The 18,920-nt window shown below is 34.3% G+C and carries 12 protein-coding genes; 6 read left to right on the top strand and 6 right to left on the bottom strand.

What is annotated here, in order from left to right; translation table 11 throughout:
- Positions 1-143: 143 nt before the first annotated feature.
- The 6 genes from Q5N74_RS09525 to Q5N74_RS09550 form a co-directional block, all read right to left on the bottom strand.
- A complete protein-coding gene (locus Q5N74_RS09525; protein WP_304388554.1) occupies positions 144-917 on the bottom strand; it encodes a T9SS type A sorting domain-containing protein in 774 nt (257 codons plus the stop codon).
- A 392-nt stretch (positions 918-1,309) separates the two neighbouring features.
- Positions 1,310-3,211, bottom strand: a complete 1,902-nt coding sequence (locus Q5N74_RS09530) for a sulfatase (protein WP_304388555.1) — start codon at positions 3,209-3,211, stop codon at positions 1,310-1,312.
- Positions 3,212-3,454: 243 nt separating this feature from the next.
- The gene (locus Q5N74_RS09535; RefSeq protein WP_304388556.1) at positions 3,455-3,805 is read right to left on the bottom strand and encodes a hypothetical protein; all 351 of its coding nucleotides are present in this window, start codon (positions 3,803-3,805) and stop codon (positions 3,455-3,457) included.
- Positions 3,806-4,203: 398 nt separating this feature from the next.
- A complete protein-coding gene (locus Q5N74_RS09540) occupies positions 4,204-4,386 on the bottom strand; it encodes a PID-CTERM protein-sorting domain-containing protein (protein WP_304388557.1) in 183 nt (60 codons plus the stop codon).
- Between the two features lie 71 nt (positions 4,387-4,457).
- Positions 4,458-7,907, bottom strand: coding sequence for a MopE-related protein (locus tag Q5N74_RS09545; protein ID WP_304388558.1), 3,450 nt, complete (start codon positions 7,905-7,907; stop codon positions 4,458-4,460).
- Between the two features lie 314 nt (positions 7,908-8,221).
- Positions 8,222-12,382, bottom strand: a complete 4,161-nt coding sequence (locus Q5N74_RS09550) for a hybrid sensor histidine kinase/response regulator transcription factor (RefSeq protein ID WP_304388559.1) — start codon at positions 12,380-12,382, stop codon at positions 8,222-8,224.
- Between the two features lie 782 nt (positions 12,383-13,164).
- Here Q5N74_RS09550 and aldA point away from each other — a divergent pair.
- Genes aldA through Q5N74_RS09580 form a run of 6 tightly spaced genes read left to right on the top strand, consistent with a single transcriptional unit; the run spans position 13,165 to position 18,837 of the window.
- The gene (gene aldA / locus Q5N74_RS09555; RefSeq protein WP_304388560.1) at positions 13,165-14,604 is read left to right on the top strand and encodes an aldehyde dehydrogenase; all 1,440 of its coding nucleotides are present in this window, start codon (positions 13,165-13,167) and stop codon (positions 14,602-14,604) included.
- Between the two features lie 33 nt (positions 14,605-14,637).
- Positions 14,638-15,939: an L-fucose:H+ symporter permease gene (gene fucP, locus Q5N74_RS09560; RefSeq protein ID WP_304388561.1), complete on the top strand. Its 1,302-nt coding sequence runs from the start codon at positions 14,638-14,640 to the stop codon at positions 15,937-15,939.
- A 19-nt stretch (positions 15,940-15,958) separates the two neighbouring features.
- Positions 15,959-16,126, top strand: a complete 168-nt coding sequence (locus tag Q5N74_RS09565; RefSeq protein WP_304388562.1) for a hypothetical protein — start codon at positions 15,959-15,961, stop codon at positions 16,124-16,126.
- A 10-nt stretch (positions 16,127-16,136) separates the two neighbouring features.
- The gene (locus Q5N74_RS09570) at positions 16,137-16,877 is read left to right on the top strand and encodes a (Fe-S)-binding protein (protein WP_304388563.1); all 741 of its coding nucleotides are present in this window, start codon (positions 16,137-16,139) and stop codon (positions 16,875-16,877) included.
- A 12-nt stretch (positions 16,878-16,889) separates the two neighbouring features.
- Complete coding sequence (locus tag Q5N74_RS09575; protein WP_304388564.1) at positions 16,890-18,257, top strand: lactate utilization protein B; 1,368 nt, start codon at positions 16,890-16,892, stop codon at positions 18,255-18,257.
- A complete protein-coding gene (locus Q5N74_RS09580) occupies positions 18,250-18,837 on the top strand; it encodes an LUD domain-containing protein (RefSeq protein WP_304388565.1) in 588 nt (195 codons plus the stop codon). Before Q5N74_RS09575 ends, Q5N74_RS09580 begins: the two co-directional genes overlap by 8 nt.
- Positions 18,838-18,920: the final 83 nt, after the last annotated feature.

Below are 18,920 nucleotides of genomic sequence, written 5' to 3' on the forward strand. Positions count from 1 at the left end.
AAGACAGGGCGCTATTCATGCTTCATGGTATCGCGATTAACTACACCAATTAATTTTAAAAGACTGTTGTAGTGTGGTAGTAAAGCAAAAAAGTCCCTTAGTTTAAATAAACTAAGGGACTTTTTTAGTGTGTAATTAATATTTTACTTTTTAACAATTCTTAAAGTTTTAGAACCCGATTGGGTTTTGATATTTGCAATGTACATACCTGTTGCTAAATCACTAATATCATAATCAGCTTCTGCTTTAAATGTTTTTAATAAACGTCCCGTAATATTATATAAACTTACACGCTCAATGTTTTCTTTAGAATTTAATTGAAAACTGTTAGTTGCAGGATTAGGGTAAGCACTAATAGAAGCGTTATTTAATTCAACGTCATTTACACCTAAAGTTTGTTGTGTAAAAGTAACACTATAGTATCTAAATACAACGTCAGAAGCAGAACCTTTTGTAATATCAACATCCAATGTTATAGTTTTAGGAACCGATGTAATAGTTACATTTTGAGAATATGCTAAATTATTAAATGTTTCAAAATCATCAACGGTGGCAGGAGTATTATCTTCATTTAACGCAAACGACGGATCAGTTGTGCCATCAAAAGTAAAATCTACACTACCAGAATTACCATGTCTTTTTCTTACGTGGAATACAATGGATGCCAAGAAATCTGCTCCAGAGGAAACCACATCAAAACTAATAGTTCCATTAACATCAGTTGCATGACTCCAATTAACATGAGCGCCATTCCCTGCCGTTCCAAAAGTTCCACTTGTAAAATTTTTAGTTTGAGTTGTTTCTGCTATTCTAACTTGTTGTGAATTAGTTTCCAATGGATCAAGTGCCGTTGCTTGCCCAAATGTTAGAAATGAAGCAAAAAGTAATGTTGCTGTAAAAAGTAATTGTTTTTTCATGATTTAAAATTGTTGGATTAATTAATAATTCAAATATAGATAGATGCTGTTTTTTTGGTTTGTTTAAATCAATCAAATACTTGCTCTTTTCTTGTAACATAATTATAAATAATGTTTTTTAAATTATATTATTTCTTCTTAATGGTTTCGTAATCAGTATGTTATTGTGAGTTTTTTTGTTTTTTTTAATTTTGATGAAATACTGCTGATTACGGTTTGTTAAAAACTAAAATTCTTATCTGCAGGAATATTTTTACCTAAAAAGAAAGTGATAGGAAATGTTTTTAGCTTTTTTTGAAGCATCAATATCATTAGCGGTGATACTGTTATAATTATACATTTAGCTTATAGTTTTAGGTCTATAAGCTAAATGTATTTTTATTCTAACAAATCTATAGGTTTGATAAAGCAAACTTAGAGAACGTTTCTTTTGTTTTTTTAATGGATTTTGAGGTAGGCATTTCAGGGTAACTCACTAAGAAGTTATGTTCATCAATTAAGTTGATGATGTAATGGGTTGTTCCCTTTGGTAAAGTGGCCGTTACCGTGTTATTTGCATTAATTTGAGCTTCCGCTTTAAACCATTCTTCATATCTGTGACCTCCATTGGTGGAGTAAATTAAATTAGCTTGTATCACTTTAGCACCATTTTCTTTGTATTTAAAAGAGACTTGGTTGTTCTTTTTTAATGCAGATATTACCGTAGGAACCGTTTCTTTATGTTCAATATCTCCTTTGTAGTTCGGGTTGTATGAAGGATAGCTGGCTTTCATTTCTGTTAAGATACTGCTAAGTTGAGTATTCATTTCGGTAACACGTTTAGGGTCCGATGTTGCTAAATTGTTCGCTTCTTCTATATCCACACGTTTTTCAGTTCCATTAGTCGAATCATAAAGTCTATAAAGCTCGAATTCTGGTGTTCTCGGGTTGTTTTTGTAATCGTAGTTTCTTATGAATTTATAATCGCCAACACGTAAAGTACTTTGGTATGATGCATGCGGAAAGTGCCACATCATCGTGGTTCTTTCTTTTCCGTCTTTACCTATTACCAATTTAGGGTTTGTTGGGTCTTTTAATAACAAGGTTGATAAATCGGCACCATCTAAATGTTTACCGTTTGGTTTGTCAATATTTAATAAAGATAAAATAGTTGGGTAAAAATCAAGACCGTTTACAACAACATCAGTCTGTATTCCTTTTTTAATTCCAGGGCCTGCAATCATTAAAGGTACTCTGGTTCCGCCTTCTTTAGCATTAATTTTCCCTTTGTCTAGCGGGTAATTATCGGTTACGATATCACCGTGCGCATTTTCCATACCTCCGTTATCTGATGTGAAAATAATATAAGTGTTTTCACTTAATTTATGTCCTGGCCAACGTGGGTCATCGGTGGTTTCTAAATAATTAAAAACTTGTCCTACATAGTAGTCTAACATTTCTACCATGGCGCAGTAAAACGGGTTGTTTTGGCCTTCTACGTCCCAATGGTTAGGGTCTGTTGGATATGCTACGCCTAATTTTTCACAGTATTTCTCTAAAAGGGCTTTACTTCTAGTGTGGATAGGTGCGTGCACCAAAAAAGTAGCGTAATATAGGAAAAATGGATCCTGTTTGTTTTCCTTTAAGAAGTTTAAAGCATCTTGACTGTTTTGATGATAAGGAAAACCGTTTTCATCCAATCGAAAAGGGTCGGATGCTTCATTGGTAGCAAAATCTGTTAATCTATGTGGTGTTTGAGGTGTTGTTGCACCTCTGTCTGCAGTAGATACATCAAAACCTTGATCGGTAGGTTGTGGATATGCAAAGTGGTTGATGGCCATGTGCCATTTTCCGGTATGTCCTGTTTTGTATCCCTTTTGTTGTAATGCTCTGGCTAAGGTCATTTCGTTTTCGGGCATGCGGCCACTATACCAAGGGTCCATAATACGCTGTATATCTTTATTCGCATACACGGTTGGGGGCGCACCACCAACCACATGTGTTTTTTGTGCACGTGCTGGGTGTGTGCCACTCATAATGGCACACCTACTTGGTGCACAGGTTGGAGCGGGTGAGTAGGCTTGCCAGAATTGAACACCTTTTTTAGCAAAAGCATCCATATTTGGAGTCTCGTACGGGGAAGGTTCGTCTATATCATAACATTTAACATCTTGCCAACCTAGGTCGTCTGTGAGTAAAAGAACGACGTTGGGTTCTGGTCGTTTATTATTAGAAGTTTCAGTTTGCTTTTGGGCATTACAACTAAAAAACAAACAAATTGTTAAAACTAATAGTTGATTTTGTATATGTTTCATTTAATTTTTTTTTTATTTTTTACAAACCCAACCGTTTGTATTTTGTTGTATGCACACCTTATGTTGCAAATTCGAATAGCTCAAATAACTTACTTTATGTTTACAATCGTTTTCTCTAATCTGTTATTTTTTTTCTTTTTACTATCATTTTAGCTTTGGTTAAAAAAAGTACGCCTTAACATTAAGATGTTAAGGCGTACTGTAAAGTATTAATATGATAAAAGTCTTAGTGCGTAAAGAGCACTATTTCTTTTTCTTCTTTTTGGTAGCATTCAAAATGGCTTTACCACGTTTGTCTCCAAAAGTTTCCAATAGGTTTTTTTCAAATTGCTTACGGTTTTCTCTTGTTTTTTCTTTAAAAGTATCTGGGTCACTTTCTTTTAAACCTTTAGGCAACTCAGCTCGGTTTAAAAATTGAGTTTTTTGTAATTCAAAATATTTTGCTTTCTCTTCTTCTGTCAACTCAATAGCAGTCTGTACTTTTTCAACAGCCTTTTGAGCTTTTTTTTCTGCGTTTTTTTCTGATTTTGATTGTGCCATGGCAGATAGACTAATTAATAAACCTACAATTACTGTTAATACAATTCTTTTCATTTTCGTTTTTTTAAATTAAACATTCTATTTTTTTGCTTGAAGGGTAAAGAGGATTGGTATTTATTAAAACCTAAACCTCTGTACAAATTAAACTTATTTTATAAAAAAAAGCTTTCTTGTTTTCGTCTTTATTTTGCTCTAATTGGGCTATGTGTTGTCGGTTTTTGTGTTATTGTGCTGTTTATTAGGTTTTTATGTATTGATGCCGATTCCTGGTTATAAAAAATAAGAGTTATAGATATATCTGAAATATGTTTTTAAATGATAAAAAAATATGCACAAGATTATTAAAATCATGTGCATATTTAGTAGTGTGTAATTGATTTTGATTCTTAACGAAACGTATCATTATCAACTTTATTTACTCCATTAAAAGGAGTTGAAAGATGAAAAATAAATTAAAGCAGCTCTTTTTTATTATCTCGAAGTTTCTTAACCCCAAAGGCTGCCGCTCCAATTAATAAGATTGCAAGGCCTCCATCTAGTGGAATGGAGTCTGGCTTGTTGCTGTCAGAGACTTCCGAGGCACCTTCAGGTGGCCCTGATGGAATTTGTGCTTGTATAGTTTCAGTGCTTGCCATTACCATTATTATTGAGAAAATACTGATTATTTTAATCATTTGGTTTCTTTTATTTTTCATGATGCTTAGTTTTAGTTTATGATTAATTTTTTAGTTGTTGTAACCCCTTTTGATGTTAGATTAACAAAATACACACCTTTGTTTTGAGTAAAGTGAGTACTGATAGCTTTCTCTTTTCCAGGAGTGAAGTTGTTTTTGTAAAACAATTTAGCCCCTAATGCATTGTAGATTGTTACTTCCAAATCGTCTATGTTTTGGGGTGTGTTTAAGTAAAATAGTCCCGTGTTTGATGGATTTGGATACAATTGAATTTGGTCAATTGCCTCTGTTGAAACCGATAAGGTTTTTGTAGCAAAGCCAATACTAAATCGACTAGGATCTTTAGAAGCAGGGATGTTTGTGTCTACGTTATAAGGGTAGTTCACTGTTCCGTTTTGTGGAATTTCAGTTTGTTGGTTGGTATACGAATCAATCAAATATGGCGTCGCACCTTGCATTGCTTTACCTTCAGCAACTATGGTATAGTTATTATTACGGTAGGTGTTAATTTCTAGAGGCACAGACTCTGCGTCTACAGGAGTTGCTCTGTTTTCTATACCTAATAAAGTACCATTGTTGGAGGTCGCAAAGTTTTCATCTAAGTTGGTGAATTTTGGAGCATCCTCATCATTAATACCGTTGTTTCCATTGTCTTCAAAAAGTATAAGTAACCCATCTGCAGCCGACTGATTCGCTGCTAAAGCACTACTTTCATATAAAGATAGTTTCAACTGGCCAGTATTTGCAGTTTTAGTAGCACTTTTAAATACGGCCGTTTCTGATGTTAACACGTTTTTACTTGCTTGTGTGAAATTGATGGATGCTATTCCAGGCGCTTCTGAGGCTGTATATACCCAACATGCTTGTCCTGCTTGTAAATATTGGTTTGCATCTCCAGCCGATGAAGCTCCAGCGCTTACTGCTATCGTAGCATAGGCACCTCTTGAGCCTAAATTTGGATCCCAAACCCAATAATACGTTTTGTTGATGTTAGTAGTGCCTTCATTTAAAACGGTACGCATGTTTACAGGCGCTTGGTAAGGGTTTCCAATGAAAATGAATCGCTTATTAGGAACATTTACTTCCACTTTATTAGAAGCGTTATTTTCAGCAGTTAAATTACCTGTAGAGGTTAATACCGTTTCTGTAGGACTTGGATTGTTGGATGTTAAATCGATAGATCGATCACCTCTTACTAAAATATGATATCCTTGACCTACAGTTAAATTAGTGGCATCTGTACTCGGTATTGCAACATAATTATAATCATTATTATTAAAAGTATACATAGAAGCATTCCCAGTGGTGGTGGTGTCAAAACCATTATTACCATTAGTAGTGCCTGTAATATGTGTTCCCAATTGCCAGTTATTTTGAATAAAGGTACTTGTTGTTACAGGGCTACTTATTTGACGAAATGCTCTTCTTGCTGGGATGTAGCGTTCTATGGTTGCATCACCAACAAAGGAACCTGTTCCTTGACCAATATAAGCCGATCCTGAAGTATTGGATTTTAAAGTCATACTTCCATCAATGGTTATGGTGCCGTTATTAGTTAGAACAACAGTTGGGTTGATGGTTAATGAAGCAGCATTTTGAATAGTTAAATTTAGACCATTTTCTAAACTTAGGTTTTGGCCTGTTGTTAAAATAGGGTAGTTTGATAGGTTACTCGGAATTATTACATCAACACTAGGCGTTAAACCAGGGCCATTGTTATGAGCCCAGTTGCTCGAGTTTGTCCAATCTGAATTTAGTGCGCCGGTCCATGTAGTAGTTAAACCTTCATCAATACTTCCGTTACAATTATTATCAATACCATCTTCAACTTCTATCGCATTCGAGTTGATAGCAGGATTGGTATCATCACAATCACCTTCATTTTCAGTTTGACCATCACCATCATTATCCATATCAGCAGAATTATCTGGTGTTGAAGGATTACAATCATCATCAATACCATTATCTAGAATCTCCGTGTTTCCAGGGAATCTAGCCGCATCGTTATCATCACAGTCCGTATCGGAGTTTACACCATCACCATCCGCATCTAGGGTATCTGGTGTTTCTGGGTTACAGTCGTTATCGATGCCATCATATAAAATTTCTGTAGCATTCGAGTTGATAGCAGGATTGGTATCATCACAATCACCTTCATTTTCAGTTTGACCATCACCATCATTATCAATATCAGCAGAATTATCTGGTGTTGAAGGATTACAATCATCATCAATACCATTATCTAGAATCTCCGTGTTTCCAGGGAATCTGGCAGCATCGTTATCATCACAGTCCGTATCGGAGTTTACACCATCACCATCCGCATCTAGGGTGTCTGGTGTTTCAGGGTTACAGTCGTTATCGATACCATCGTATAGAATCTCTGTAGCATTCGAGTTGATAGCAGGATTGGTATCATCACAATCACCTTCATTTTCAGTTTGACCATCACCATCATTATCAATATCCACAGAGCTGTCTGGTGTTGAAGGATCACAATCATCATCAATACCATTATCTAGAATCTCTGTGTTACCCGGATATCTGGCAGCATCGTTATCATCACAGTCCGTATCGGAGTTTACACCATCACCATCCGCATCTAGGGTGTCTGGTGTTTCTGGATTACAGTCGTTATCGATGCCATCGTATAGAGTCTCTGTGTTTCCAGGGAATCTAGCCGCATCGTTATCATCACAGTCCGTGTCGGAGTTTACACCATCACCATCCGCATCTAGGGTGTCTGGTGTTTCTGGGTTACAGTCGTTATCGATACCATCATATAAAATTTCTGTAGCATTCGTGTTGATAGCAGGGTTGGTATCATCACAATCACCTGCATTTTCTGTTTGACCATCACCATCATCATCAATATCATCTGGAGATATATTAGGGTTAGTACTTAAGGCCGACGTAGCTGTAATAGTATCAACATAAATTTTTAAACCGTTATTTAAGTCCGTAAACCTATTTCCAATCAGTCTGATTTCAGCTGAATCTATAAATCCAGCATCTGTGACATTGTAAGTAAATGTGTGTTCTATCCAAACGCCTTCATCTGATTCAGAAAAATTGACTTGTTTCTGTGTAACATTACTGGCCTCAGTAGATGCCAAATAAAATCGAACGCGTTTATTTGAATCATAGTTGCTGAAATTGGAGAAGCTCGTGAGGTAAAAGCGTACAGTGACAGTGAGTCCATTGACATCTGTTTCTTTAACTCCTAAATTAGTAGGGAAATTAACAATAAACCCTCTGTTTCCTGATGAACTACCTTCAGCTATTTCAAGTAGAGTTACACTTGAAGCTGAGTCAGAATTGTCAGGGTTGGGTACAATGGAGACGGAACAGTCATCACAAGAAGTTGCAGGTGTAATGGACACGTCGGTCACACCACCGTCATGGTCGTACCAGGTATTTTGTGCATAAGTTGCAAATGAAGCAAGAAGCAACACTGTTATAAAAAGGAATTTTTTTTTCATCGTTTAAAGGGTTTTAGATTAATTAGTTACAACAAACTTACCTGCAATCTGTTGTTTTTAATTGCTCAAATAGCCCAATTATTTGCTTAAACTTACTTTGAGAGGTGAATAAAGTGCTCTTTTTGAGCATAATAAGCAAAGGTTGTGTGGTGTTTATTACAAAAAAACCAGAGACGCTAATGTCTCTGGTTTTTTGTTCTATTATAAAATTTGTTTTCCTTAATTAAGTTGTCTTAAATGTTGTAATAAATTTATAAAGTGCTTAAGACGAGTATTTATAAGAACATCAATAAAGATTCTAATACAAAAACGGTCTAGCTTCTATTCATAAATTGAGACGGTGAAACGCCATGTAATTTTTTAAAGGAGGTAGAAAAATAGGAGTTAGATTCTATACCAATTTGGTACATGACTTCGGTAACATTCGTACCGTCGTTTTTACTTAATAATTCAGCAGCTCTTTGCAGCCTGAAATTTCTCAAATAAGCATTAGGAATTTGCCCAGTAAGTTGTTTTAAACGTCTGTAAAAATGGGAAGCACTTAAATTCATTTTTGCTGAAAGTTCTTCAACACCAAAGTTAGAATTGGAAATATTCTCTTCCATAATTTGGATGATATCGTTTAAAAACGCTTCATCTCTGGTAGATAATTCAATATCCTTTTTAGGGATGGTGCTGTTTTTTGTGAAGTACTCCTTTATTTTTATATTGTTATCAATAAGTTTTTTGATACGTAATTCTAAAAGTTTTATCGAGAATGGCTTGCTTACATATTCATCTGCACCAAATTCTAAACCTTTAATGGTATCTTCATTAGTACCTAAAGCTGTTAATAGTAAAACAGGAATATGGCATGTTTCAGGGGCTGATTTTATTTTTTCACAGAAGGCAAATCCGTCCATTTCTGGCATCATTACATCACTAATTACTAGAGTAGGTTCTTGCAGTTTTATTTTCTCTAAGCCTTCAATACCATTGCTTGCAATGGTGATGTTGTATTTTTCTGAAAGGGTGCTTATTAAAAAGTTTTGAACATCTTCTTCATCTTCGACAATTAATAAATGATGTTCCTTTAATTCATCACTAGTAGTTTCATTTAAAGTTTCATTTTTGTATTCGGTAGATAGTGGTACCCAATCTTTAATAAACGATTTTATATTGCTGTTAACTTCAATATCTTCATAATCTTCAATGTTTCCTGTGGGTATTAAAACAGAAAATCTAGTTTCTACAAATGGTTCACTTTTTACTGAAATTTCACCTTCAAGTAAATTTATAAGCGATTTACAAAAAGCCAGTCCAATACCGCCACCACTTACGTTTTCGTCCTTATTTCCTAATTGATAAAACCGTTCAAAAATATTATCTAAATCTTTTGCTGGAATGCCTTTTCCATTATCAATAACATCTATACGTATCATTTTGGTTTCAGAAACATATACGATATCAGATTCTATACTGATACTTCCGTTTGCGGGTGTGTTTTTAAAAGCATTGGAAAGTAGGTTGAAAAGGATACGCTCAACCTTTTCCGTATCAATTACAATATCTTCATTAGGAGAATTAACTTTGTAAAAGAAATTTATGTTTTTTTCTGTGGCATAATTTTCAAAAGCCTCGGTTGTTGGGTAAATAAAGCCGCCTAAAGTATTTTGATTAAAATTTAAATCGATATAGCCCTGTTCAGCTTTTCTAAAGGTTATTAATTGATCGACCAAACTAAGTAGACGCTTCGTGTTTTTTTCAATGATTGCTAGATACTTTGTGTTTCCAGCATCTTTGTTTACAGAGATGATATGCTCTAAAGGTCCAGCTATTAAAGTTAAAGGTGTTCTAAATTCGTGTGAAATATTAGTGAAATATCTAAACTTTCCTTGATTGATGGTGTCTAAGCGTTCCTTGTCAAGTTGTTCATATTTAAGGCGTTGTTTTAATTTTTCATGTTGAACAAAATAGACTATAATCCCAACGCATATTAAAACGGTTACTATAAAAAAGAGTAAATAACTCCACCAAGTTTGATACCAAGGCGGTAGTATAACCACCTTTAAGCTTCTAATTTCTGGACTCCAAACACCATCAGCATTTGCCGCTTTTACTTTAAAAACATAATTGCCAGCAGATAGGTTGGTGTATGTTACAGTCTTTTTTCCTACTTGTTCTTCAATCCATGTTTCATTAAAGCCTTCCAGTTTATATGCTAATTTGTTTTTGGAAGGGGTAGAGGTATGTTCTACAACTAATTGAAAAGCGATGGTTTGCTCATTTTGGCTTATAGAAATTCGTTCTGTTTCTGAAATGGATTTTTCAAGAATAACGCTGTTGTCTAATTTCTCTCCAATTTTTATCACCTTATTATTTACTAAAAGCGATGTGATCAAAATTTTTGGAGGTGTACTATTTAATTGAATGTTTTTGGGTTTAAAAACAGTTAAACCGTTTAAGCCTCCAAAATAAAAATAACCAGATTTTCCTTTAAAATAAGAGGCTTGACGGAAATTGTTTTGTGCCAAACCATCTCTTACATCAAAAACGTCAACATTGTGGGTGTTCGTGTTGAATTTCACCAACCCCATATCTGTACTAATCCATAAGTTCGTATCGTTTTCTTGTAAAATACCATAAATGGCATCGTCTGGTAAAATATCGTTTTTTCTGAAACATTCTATTTTGGAAGGTAAGCCTTTAGTATCTAAGCTTATTTTGTTTAAGCCACCACCAAATGTTCCCACCCAAATATTTCCTTCATGGTCTTCATGAAGCGAAAAAACACTGGAATAACTTAGTTTTAATTTGCTGGTTCCTTCATCTGAAATATGATTTTCTATCTTGATTTTTTCTCCATCAAAATGCCCATAAAACAAACCATTACTCGTCCCAAACCAAAGCTTTTTGTTTTTATCTTTTAATACAGATTGGTATACAATTCTAGAATCTAAATCTAAAATTGTTTTTGCTTCTATTTCAGGATTGTTTTTGCTTTGTATTTCGGTCCATGGATTTTTTATAATCGTAATTTGGTTTCCTAAAAACAGTAAACTCGTATCGTCTATTTGGTAAATACTGCGGTATAATTGTTTCGGAACAATTTTTCCGTTATTCTTTAAAATAACATTTTTGAAACGTTGTGTTGTTGGGTTGTACACCATGACGTTTAAATCGGTGCCAATCCAGATAAAGCCCTTGTTATCTTCGTAAATACATCTTATTATGTTTTTAGAACCTATGGCGTCTAGCTGGTTCGATAAGTTGTCGAATTTAATATTAAGAACAGATTTGTCGTTAATAGCTTTAGTACTTCTAAATAAATCCTTGTTATACGTAGATATCCATAGTTTACCTGTGTTATCTTCTAAAATGGAGGTCGTTAAATTATCGGTTATTGATTGTTTATCGTACGGGTTTTTTGAATAAGTAATAAATTGCTTTTGGGTAATATCTAACTTATTAATACCTCCTTGCGCTGTACCAATCCATAAAACATCATAATTATCTTGAAAAATGGAGTTAATAAGGTTGCTACTCAAGCCCAGGTTGTCTTTGGGGTTGTAGGTGTAGCTTTTAAATTTATCTTCGGCTTCTAAATATTTTAAAAGACCAGATTCTCTGGTTCCAATCCAAATGGCTCCATTGTTATCTTCAAAAATGGTGTTTATTTTTAAAGGTAATTTGGTATCTGTATTGGTTGTATTGTATTTGCGGATTATATGTATTCGACTGTTCTCAAAACTTGTTTTAAATAAGCCATCATAGGTACCTATCCAAAGAATGTTTTTTATGGTTTTAATTGAAGTAACATTATTATCATCAAAATTTTCAAAATTAACAATCCTTTCAATTATTGAATTAATACCAATGGTACCTTTATTAAAATAAACTTCATTAAGGCTCCTGGAAGTTCCTAAAATTATGGAGTTGTTATTGGTGAAACTAAATTGATTAATGTCTGATATGTTGGTGTAAGAGTCTAAAAAATCATCTGAAACTTGAAAACGACCGTTCGTAACATCTGTAATAGTACAGGCATATAATTTATTTTCTCCTGAAAACCAAATAGTACCATTGGGTCCAGCACAAATATGACTTATAGCTAATTTTGAAGTAAGCGGAATGGTGTAAAACTTCTCAAGCCATGGCACATAAACATTAATGCCAATATTAGTTCCAATCCATAATACCCCATTGGAATCATTGAACAAACTAGTTATATGGTTACTGGAAATGGCTCCATTCGTTTTAGTTTGGGTGGTGTAGGTTTCGAACTCATAACCATCATACTTTATTAAACCGTTAGGTGTGCCAAACCATAAAAACCCATAACGATCTTGTGAAATAGTATTTATTGTATTCTGGTTAAAGCCTTCTTTATTTGAAAATCTTTCAAAGTTTTGTGCTTCTAAAAAAGAGCATGATAGGCTAAGACATATCAAAAATGCTGATAAAATAAGTTTGAAATGTTTTAGTTTTTTAATCATAAAACTTAGTTATTTTGAATGAAACAACTGTAATAAGTGACAGTGAGCGACGAAGATAAAAAAAATCAGCTTAATTAAATTTTTTAAAATGCTAGTGTCCTATACCAAAAATGGCATGAAGCTATGTAATTGCTTGGTAACGAACATAGTTGAAATTAGTTAAAGCTTGTTAAAAAGCGTATTGTGTTTTAATGGTTCTATTTATGATTACTTGAGTAACTTATTTGGTCGTTTTTTTGTTTTTATTTCAGTAGAACGTTTCTAGCTTTCATTTAATGAGGTGTTTAGTAATTATTTGAATGTAAATTTAGGGCATTGCCTAAAATGGTTACATGTTTGAATGTAGCGTGTTTGTGTATAATTTAAACATTTTGTGCTTATTCGTTTTATATCAATAGCGTAATAACCAGTATTTTACCTGTGATGCGCAAGTTTATAATATGGTATGAAAACCATTTTAAGAACAAACTTCTCCTTCTTTTGTGCTTATTTATATATAATATATGTAATAATTTAGGCTTTGAGCCTCTGCTAATCTTAGTTTAAGGACATGTGATGCATTCATTTTATTCCATTTTTAAGTGGATGTTTAAATTATACATAAAGTAGATTGTTATGGATAAATAGAAGGTTTGTCTTGTAGTGTAGTTTTGTCTCACTCGTATTTTGTTTTCAATCACCCACTTATATGTTGAAGTTGAAGTGGTGTTTTTCAAAAGAGGAGTTAAAGACCTAATTGATAGCCAATTTAAAACTAAATTAAAAATTAACGAACACTAATTATGAAAGAATTTAATCAATACATTAATGGAAAGTTTGTAAAATCTACATCTACTGAAACTACTGAAGTTTTAAATCCTTGTACCGAGGAAGTTTTATCACTTATACCAAAAGGATCTGTAATCGATGCGAATGCCGCTTTAGAAGCAGCTCAAGCATCGCAACATGCATGGAAATCGCTTACCGCCATTGAAAGAGCAAGTTATTTACATAAAATGGCTGATGTAATTCGTGAAAACAGAGTGTTTTTAGCAGAAACATTGGCAAAGGAACAAGCTAAAGTTATAGGCTTAGCCCAAGTTGAAATAGACGTCACTGCAGATTATTATGATTATAATGCAGGTTGGGCAAGACGCATTGAAGGAGAAATTATTCAAAGTGATCGAAAAAAGGAACATATCTTTTTACATAAAGGGCCTATAGGTGTTGCCGTTGGTATTTGTCCTTGGAATTTTCCGTTTTTTGTGGCAGCTCGTAAAATTGCACCTTCTTTAGTAACGGGTAATACGTGTGTTATTAAACCAAGTTGTATTGCACCTAACACTATATTGGAGTTTATCACCTTAATTGATAAAATAGGTCTTCCTGCAGGCGTGCTAAACGTAGTTTGTGGTACGGGACCAGTGGTAGGAAATGCGCTTACTAAAAGCCCTATTACCGGTATTGTGAGTTTAACAGGTAGTGTTCTTGCAGGCCAGAAAATAATGGAAGCTGCAGCAGCAAATATCACTAAAGTCTCTTTAGAATTAGGAGGTAAAGCCCCAGCTATTGTGTGTGCAGATGCTAATTTAGATTTGGCAGTAAACGCCATAGTATCATCTAAAGTTATTTTTAGTGGTCAAGTTTGTAACTGTGCTGAACGTGTGTATGTTGAAGATTCAATTTACGATGAGTTTATGGATAAGGTAGCTAAGAAAATAGCCGATGTAAAAGTTGAAGACGCATTTTCTAAAAACAATCCAGACATGAGTAGTATGGTGTCTAAAGACCAACTAGATAAAGTTTCAGAAATGGTTGAATTTGCTAAAAAAGAAGGTGCTGAAGTTGTGGTAGGTGGTAATCGCTCATCGCATTTTGATCGTGGTTATTTTTATCAACCAACATTACTAACAAACGTGACTCAAAATATGCAAATCATCCAAGAAGAAGTTTTCGGACCGGTTTTACCAGTAATGAAGTTTGGAACTTTAGACGAAGCTATTGCTTTGGCAAATGATAATGAATATGGTTTAACATCTTCTATTTTTTCAGAGAATTTTAATAAAGTAATGCATGCTTGCGACCAATTGGAGTTTGGTGAAACTTATGTGAATAGAGAGCATTTTGAAGCCATTCAAGGGTTTCATGCAGGTTGGAAAAAATCTGGTTTAGGTGGTGCAGATGGTAAACATGGTATGGAAGAATATTTGCAAACTAAAGTAATTTATGCTCAATACAGATAATGTTTTTCAAACATCCATAAAATAATTCAATTCATGAAACAAGTCGAAAAAATTCCAGTAGTACAAAAAGAGGTTTTAATTCCTTTTATATTAATTACTTCATTATTTGCATTATGGGGTTTCGCAAATGATATTACCAACCCTATGGTTGCTGCGTTTGGTACCGTCATGGAAATATCTACAGCAAAAGCAGCATTGGTTCAATTTGCTTTTTATGGTGGCTACGCTACTATGGCCATACCAGCAGCACTTTTTGTTAGAAAATATAGTTATAAAAAAGGCATTCTTTTAGGTTTAGCTTTATATGCTTTTGGTGCTTTATTGTTTTTTCCTGCGGCTGAATATGAGGTTTTTGGGTTCTTTTTGGGCTCGCTTTACATTTTAACTTTTGGGTTAGCGTTTTTAGAAACTACCGCAAACCCTTATATTCTATCAATGGGAGATGCACGTACGGCAACACAACGTTTAAATTTAGCACAGGCTTTTAACCCGATAGGTTCTCTTTTTGGCATGTTTGTCGCTTCAAAATTCATTCTAACGGCTTTAGATTCTGATAAAAGAAACGAAATGGGTGAATTGATTTTCACCACCTTAGATGAAGCTCAAAAAGCAGTTATAAGAACACACGATTTAGGTATTATTAGAAACCCTTATGTTATTCTTGGTACCGTAGTTATTGTCATGTTTGGTATTATTTCAATATCAAAAATGCCTAAACGTGATACAACCAATGCACAAGGTTCTGCCGCCGATTCTTTTAAAAGATTATTTAAAAACGGCAAGTATCGTGAAGGGGTGTTGGCGCAATTATTTTATGTCGCTGCCCAAATTATGTGTTGGACATTTATAATTCAATATGCAGACCATTTGGGTATTTCCAAAGCAACGGCGCAAAATTACAATATTGTTGCTATGGCCATCTTTTTATCAAGTAGGTTTATAAGTACTTTATTGATGAAGTATGTTAACTCAAAAAAGCTACTAACCATATTCGCCATTGGTGCCATGGCTACCACATCTGGTGTTATTTTAATTGAAGGTATGATGGGACTGTATTTACTTGTTGCAACGTCAGCATTTATGTCATTAATGTTTCCAACCATTTATGGTATAGCGCTTAATGGTTTAACCGAAGAAGATTCTACACTAGGTGCTGCCGGTTTGGTTATGGCCATTGTAGGCGGGGCATTAATGCCAATTTTGCAAGGTTTAATTATCGATCAAGGAACTATAGGCAGTTTTGCAGCGGTTAACGTGTCTTTTTTATTACCGTTTTTATGTTTTTGTTTTATAACTATTTACGGGTATAGAACACTTAAAGTACATAGTAATTAACTTTTTAAATTAATAATAAATGGAAATTATTGGAAAAAGTATTGAAGAATTAGGATTTAAAGCTTCAAAAAAAGGATTTTTCATGGAATGGAAATCTTTAACTGACGAGTTTAAAATAGGTGATAAAATCTCCTTAAATGAAGCTTCCGAGTTAGCTTTTAATAAGTTGTTATCTGAAATACGTTAAAATATTCAAAATGAAAGTAGGGTTATTTATTCCTTGTTATATCAATCAATTATATCCGCAAGTAGGCAAAGCAACGATTGAGCTTTTGGAAAGGCTTCAGGTAGAAGTTATATATCCTTCAGGGCAAACATGCTGTGGTCAGCCAATGGCTAATTCTGGTTATGAATATGAGTCGGTTGGTACTTGCAATAATTTTGTAGAAAACTTCAAAGGGTTTGATTATATCGTTACGCCATCAGGAAGTTGTGCATATCATGTAAAAAAGCACTATGATATTATTCCACAGACAGATGCAGTAACCAAGGTTCGAAATACTATTTATGAGTTATGCGATTTTTTAGTAAATGTGCTCGAAGTTAAAAACGTGGGAGCTCGTTTTCCGTATAAAGTGGGTATTCATAAAAGTTGCCATGGCTTACGTGGTTTGAGATTAGGGTCTTGCTCCGAAAAGGTAACTGAACCATATTCTCATATAGGTACGTTGTTAAAAGAAGTTTTGGGAACAGAAATTATTGAATTATCAAGAAAAGATGAATGTTGTGGTTTTGGAGGCACTTTTGCTGTAACAGAAGAAGCCATTTCAGTTAAAATGGGAAAGGATAGAATTCAAGACCACTTAAATAATGGAGCTGAAGTAATAACAGCCACTGATACTTCGTGCTTAATGCATTTAGAGGGACTAGTAACAAGAAATAAACAACCTTTGAAAATAAGACATATCGCTGAAATTTTAAACAGTGTTGTTGATTAATAAATAGGAAAAATGAGTCATTCAAAAGCTGCAACTATATTTAATAAGGATGAGAATAAAGTTAATTGGCATGACAAAGCGCTTTGGTTTGTTCGCCATAAACGCGATAAATCTGTACATACCGTAAAAGGGTGGGAGGAGCTTCGAAATTTGGGTCATGGTATCAAGGCTCATACCTTATCAAACCTCGATAACTATTTAATTCAGTTTGAAGAAAACGCGAAAAAAAATGGAGTTCAAGTACATTGGGCTGTAGATGGTGAGGAGCATAATAAAATTGTACATCAAATTTTAAAAGCACATCAGGCTAAAAAAGTAGTAAAAAGTAAATCGATGTTAACTGAGGAATGCCACTTAAACCCGTATTTAGAGGCCGATGGTATTGAAGTTATCGATTCAGATTTAGGTGAGCGTATTGTTCAGTTAGCAAAAGAACCACCAAGTCATATTGTTCTGCCTGCAATTCATAAAACTAAAGAAGAGGTTGATGCCTTATTTCAAGAACATTTAGGAACAAAACCTTGTAATGGTGACCCACAGTATTTAACTGGTGAAGCTCGAAAACATTTAAGAGAGAAGTTCATTCAGGCAGATGCAGCCATAACAGGAGTGAATTTTGCAATAGCAGATACGGGTGGCATTGTTGTTTGTACCAATGAAGGGAATGCAGATATGGGTGCGCATTTAGCTCCCGTACATATTGCTTGTATGGGTGTTGAAAAACTGATTCCAAAACAAACACATTTAGGTGTTTTTTTAAGGTTATTAGCTAGAAGTGCTACAGGTCAACATATAACTACCTATTCATCACATTTTAAAAAACCTTTAAAAGGTTCTGAAATGCATATCGTTATTGTTGATAACGGGAGAACCGAACAACTTAGCAGACCTGACTTTAGAGCATCATTACACTGTATTCGCTGTGGTGCTTGTATGAATACATGCCCTATATATAGACGAAGTGGAGGGCATAGTTATGATGCGACCATTCCTGGTCCCATCGGTTCTATTCTTTCACCAGGAAAAGATTTAAAAAAGCACAGTAGTTTACCATTTGCATCTACCTTATGTGGTTCTTGTTCCGATGTGTGTCCTGTAAAAATTGATATTCATTCTCAATTATATAAGTGGCGTCAATTAATTACTAAAGAAACACCACAACCTATTATTAAAAAGACGTCTATGAAAATGATGGGGAATTTGTTCTCAAAACCATTACAATTTGAAAAGGTTGGGAAGGTAGCACGTTGGTCTTTAAGAAATTTACCTAAAGGTGTTATAAACTCCAAACCAAATGTTTGGGGGAAAGAACGAGATTTACCTTTAGGACCTACAGAAAGTTTTGATGAATGGTATAAAAAACGAAAAAAAAATGAGTAGTAGAGATCATATTTTATCAAGAATAAAAGCGCATAAACCAGAGTTTATAGAAGAACCGGTTATCACACTTGAATTATTCATGGATTGGAAACACGTTAAAACTGAATTTACGATGAAAGTAGAGATAGCAGGTGGCCAAGTGTTTGAAGCAACTTCAAACCAAAATGTGACAGAACAAGTTAGCGCTATGTTTCCAGAATCTAAAGTCAATTTTTCGACATTAAAAGGAACCGACGGTTTTAATACCATCAACCTTGATGCCATTAATAAACCACATGATTTGGAAGATTTAGATATACTAATCTTGGAAAGTGGTTTAGGAGTTGCCGAAAATGGAGCCGTTTGGATTAAGGATAGTCAATTGCCTATGCGGGTGTTACCATTTATAACCAAGCACTTGGTAGTTGTTCTAAGAAAGGACGCTATTGTTACTTTTATGCATCAGGCATATAGGAAATTATCGTGTGATCAAACAGATTTTGGGGTCTTTATATCAGGGCCTTCCAAAACTGCAGATATCGAACAATCTTTGGTTATAGGAGCTCATGGAGCGCTTAGTATGTCTGTGTTTTTGGTGTAATTAGGAGGTTGTATTTGTTAAAGGAAATCATTTTATGGAGTTTGATGTGATTTGTATGTGGTTGGATGGGACGGATGATGATA

Origin of the sequence: Mariniflexile sp. AS56 (genome assembly GCF_030552475.1) — a bacterium.
Lineage (GTDB): Bacteria > Bacteroidota > Bacteroidia > Flavobacteriales > Flavobacteriaceae > Mariniflexile.

Excerpts from the sequence above, each read along its gene's own strand:
- Q5N74_RS09525 (WP_304388554.1), bottom strand. The coding sequence starts at position 917 with ATGAAAAAACAATTACTTTTTACAGCAACATTACTTTTTGCTTCATTT.
- Q5N74_RS09530 (WP_304388555.1), bottom strand. The coding sequence starts at position 3,211 with ATGAAACATATACAAAATCAACTATTAGTTTTAACAATTTGTTTGTTT.
- Q5N74_RS09535 (WP_304388556.1), bottom strand. The coding sequence starts at position 3,805 with ATGAAAAGAATTGTATTAACAGTAATTGTAGGTTTATTAATTAGTCTA.
- Q5N74_RS09540 (WP_304388557.1), bottom strand. The coding sequence starts at position 4,386 with ATGGCAAGCACTGAAACTATACAAGCACAAATTCCATCAGGGCCACCT.
- Q5N74_RS09545 (WP_304388558.1), bottom strand. The coding sequence starts at position 7,907 with ATGAAAAAAAAATTCCTTTTTATAACAGTGTTGCTTCTTGCTTCATTT.
- Q5N74_RS09550 (WP_304388559.1), bottom strand. The coding sequence starts at position 12,382 with ATGATTAAAAAACTAAAACATTTCAAACTTATTTTATCAGCATTTTTG.
- aldA (WP_304388560.1), top strand. The coding sequence starts at position 13,165 with ATGAAAGAATTTAATCAATACATTAATGGAAAGTTTGTAAAATCTACA.
- fucP (WP_304388561.1), top strand. The coding sequence starts at position 14,638 with ATGAAACAAGTCGAAAAAATTCCAGTAGTACAAAAAGAGGTTTTAATT.
- Q5N74_RS09565 (WP_304388562.1), top strand. The coding sequence starts at position 15,959 with ATGGAAATTATTGGAAAAAGTATTGAAGAATTAGGATTTAAAGCTTCA.
- Q5N74_RS09570 (WP_304388563.1), top strand. The coding sequence starts at position 16,137 with ATGAAAGTAGGGTTATTTATTCCTTGTTATATCAATCAATTATATCCG.
- Q5N74_RS09575 (WP_304388564.1), top strand. The coding sequence starts at position 16,890 with ATGAGTCATTCAAAAGCTGCAACTATATTTAATAAGGATGAGAATAAA.
- Q5N74_RS09580 (WP_304388565.1), top strand. The coding sequence starts at position 18,250 with ATGAGTAGTAGAGATCATATTTTATCAAGAATAAAAGCGCATAAACCA.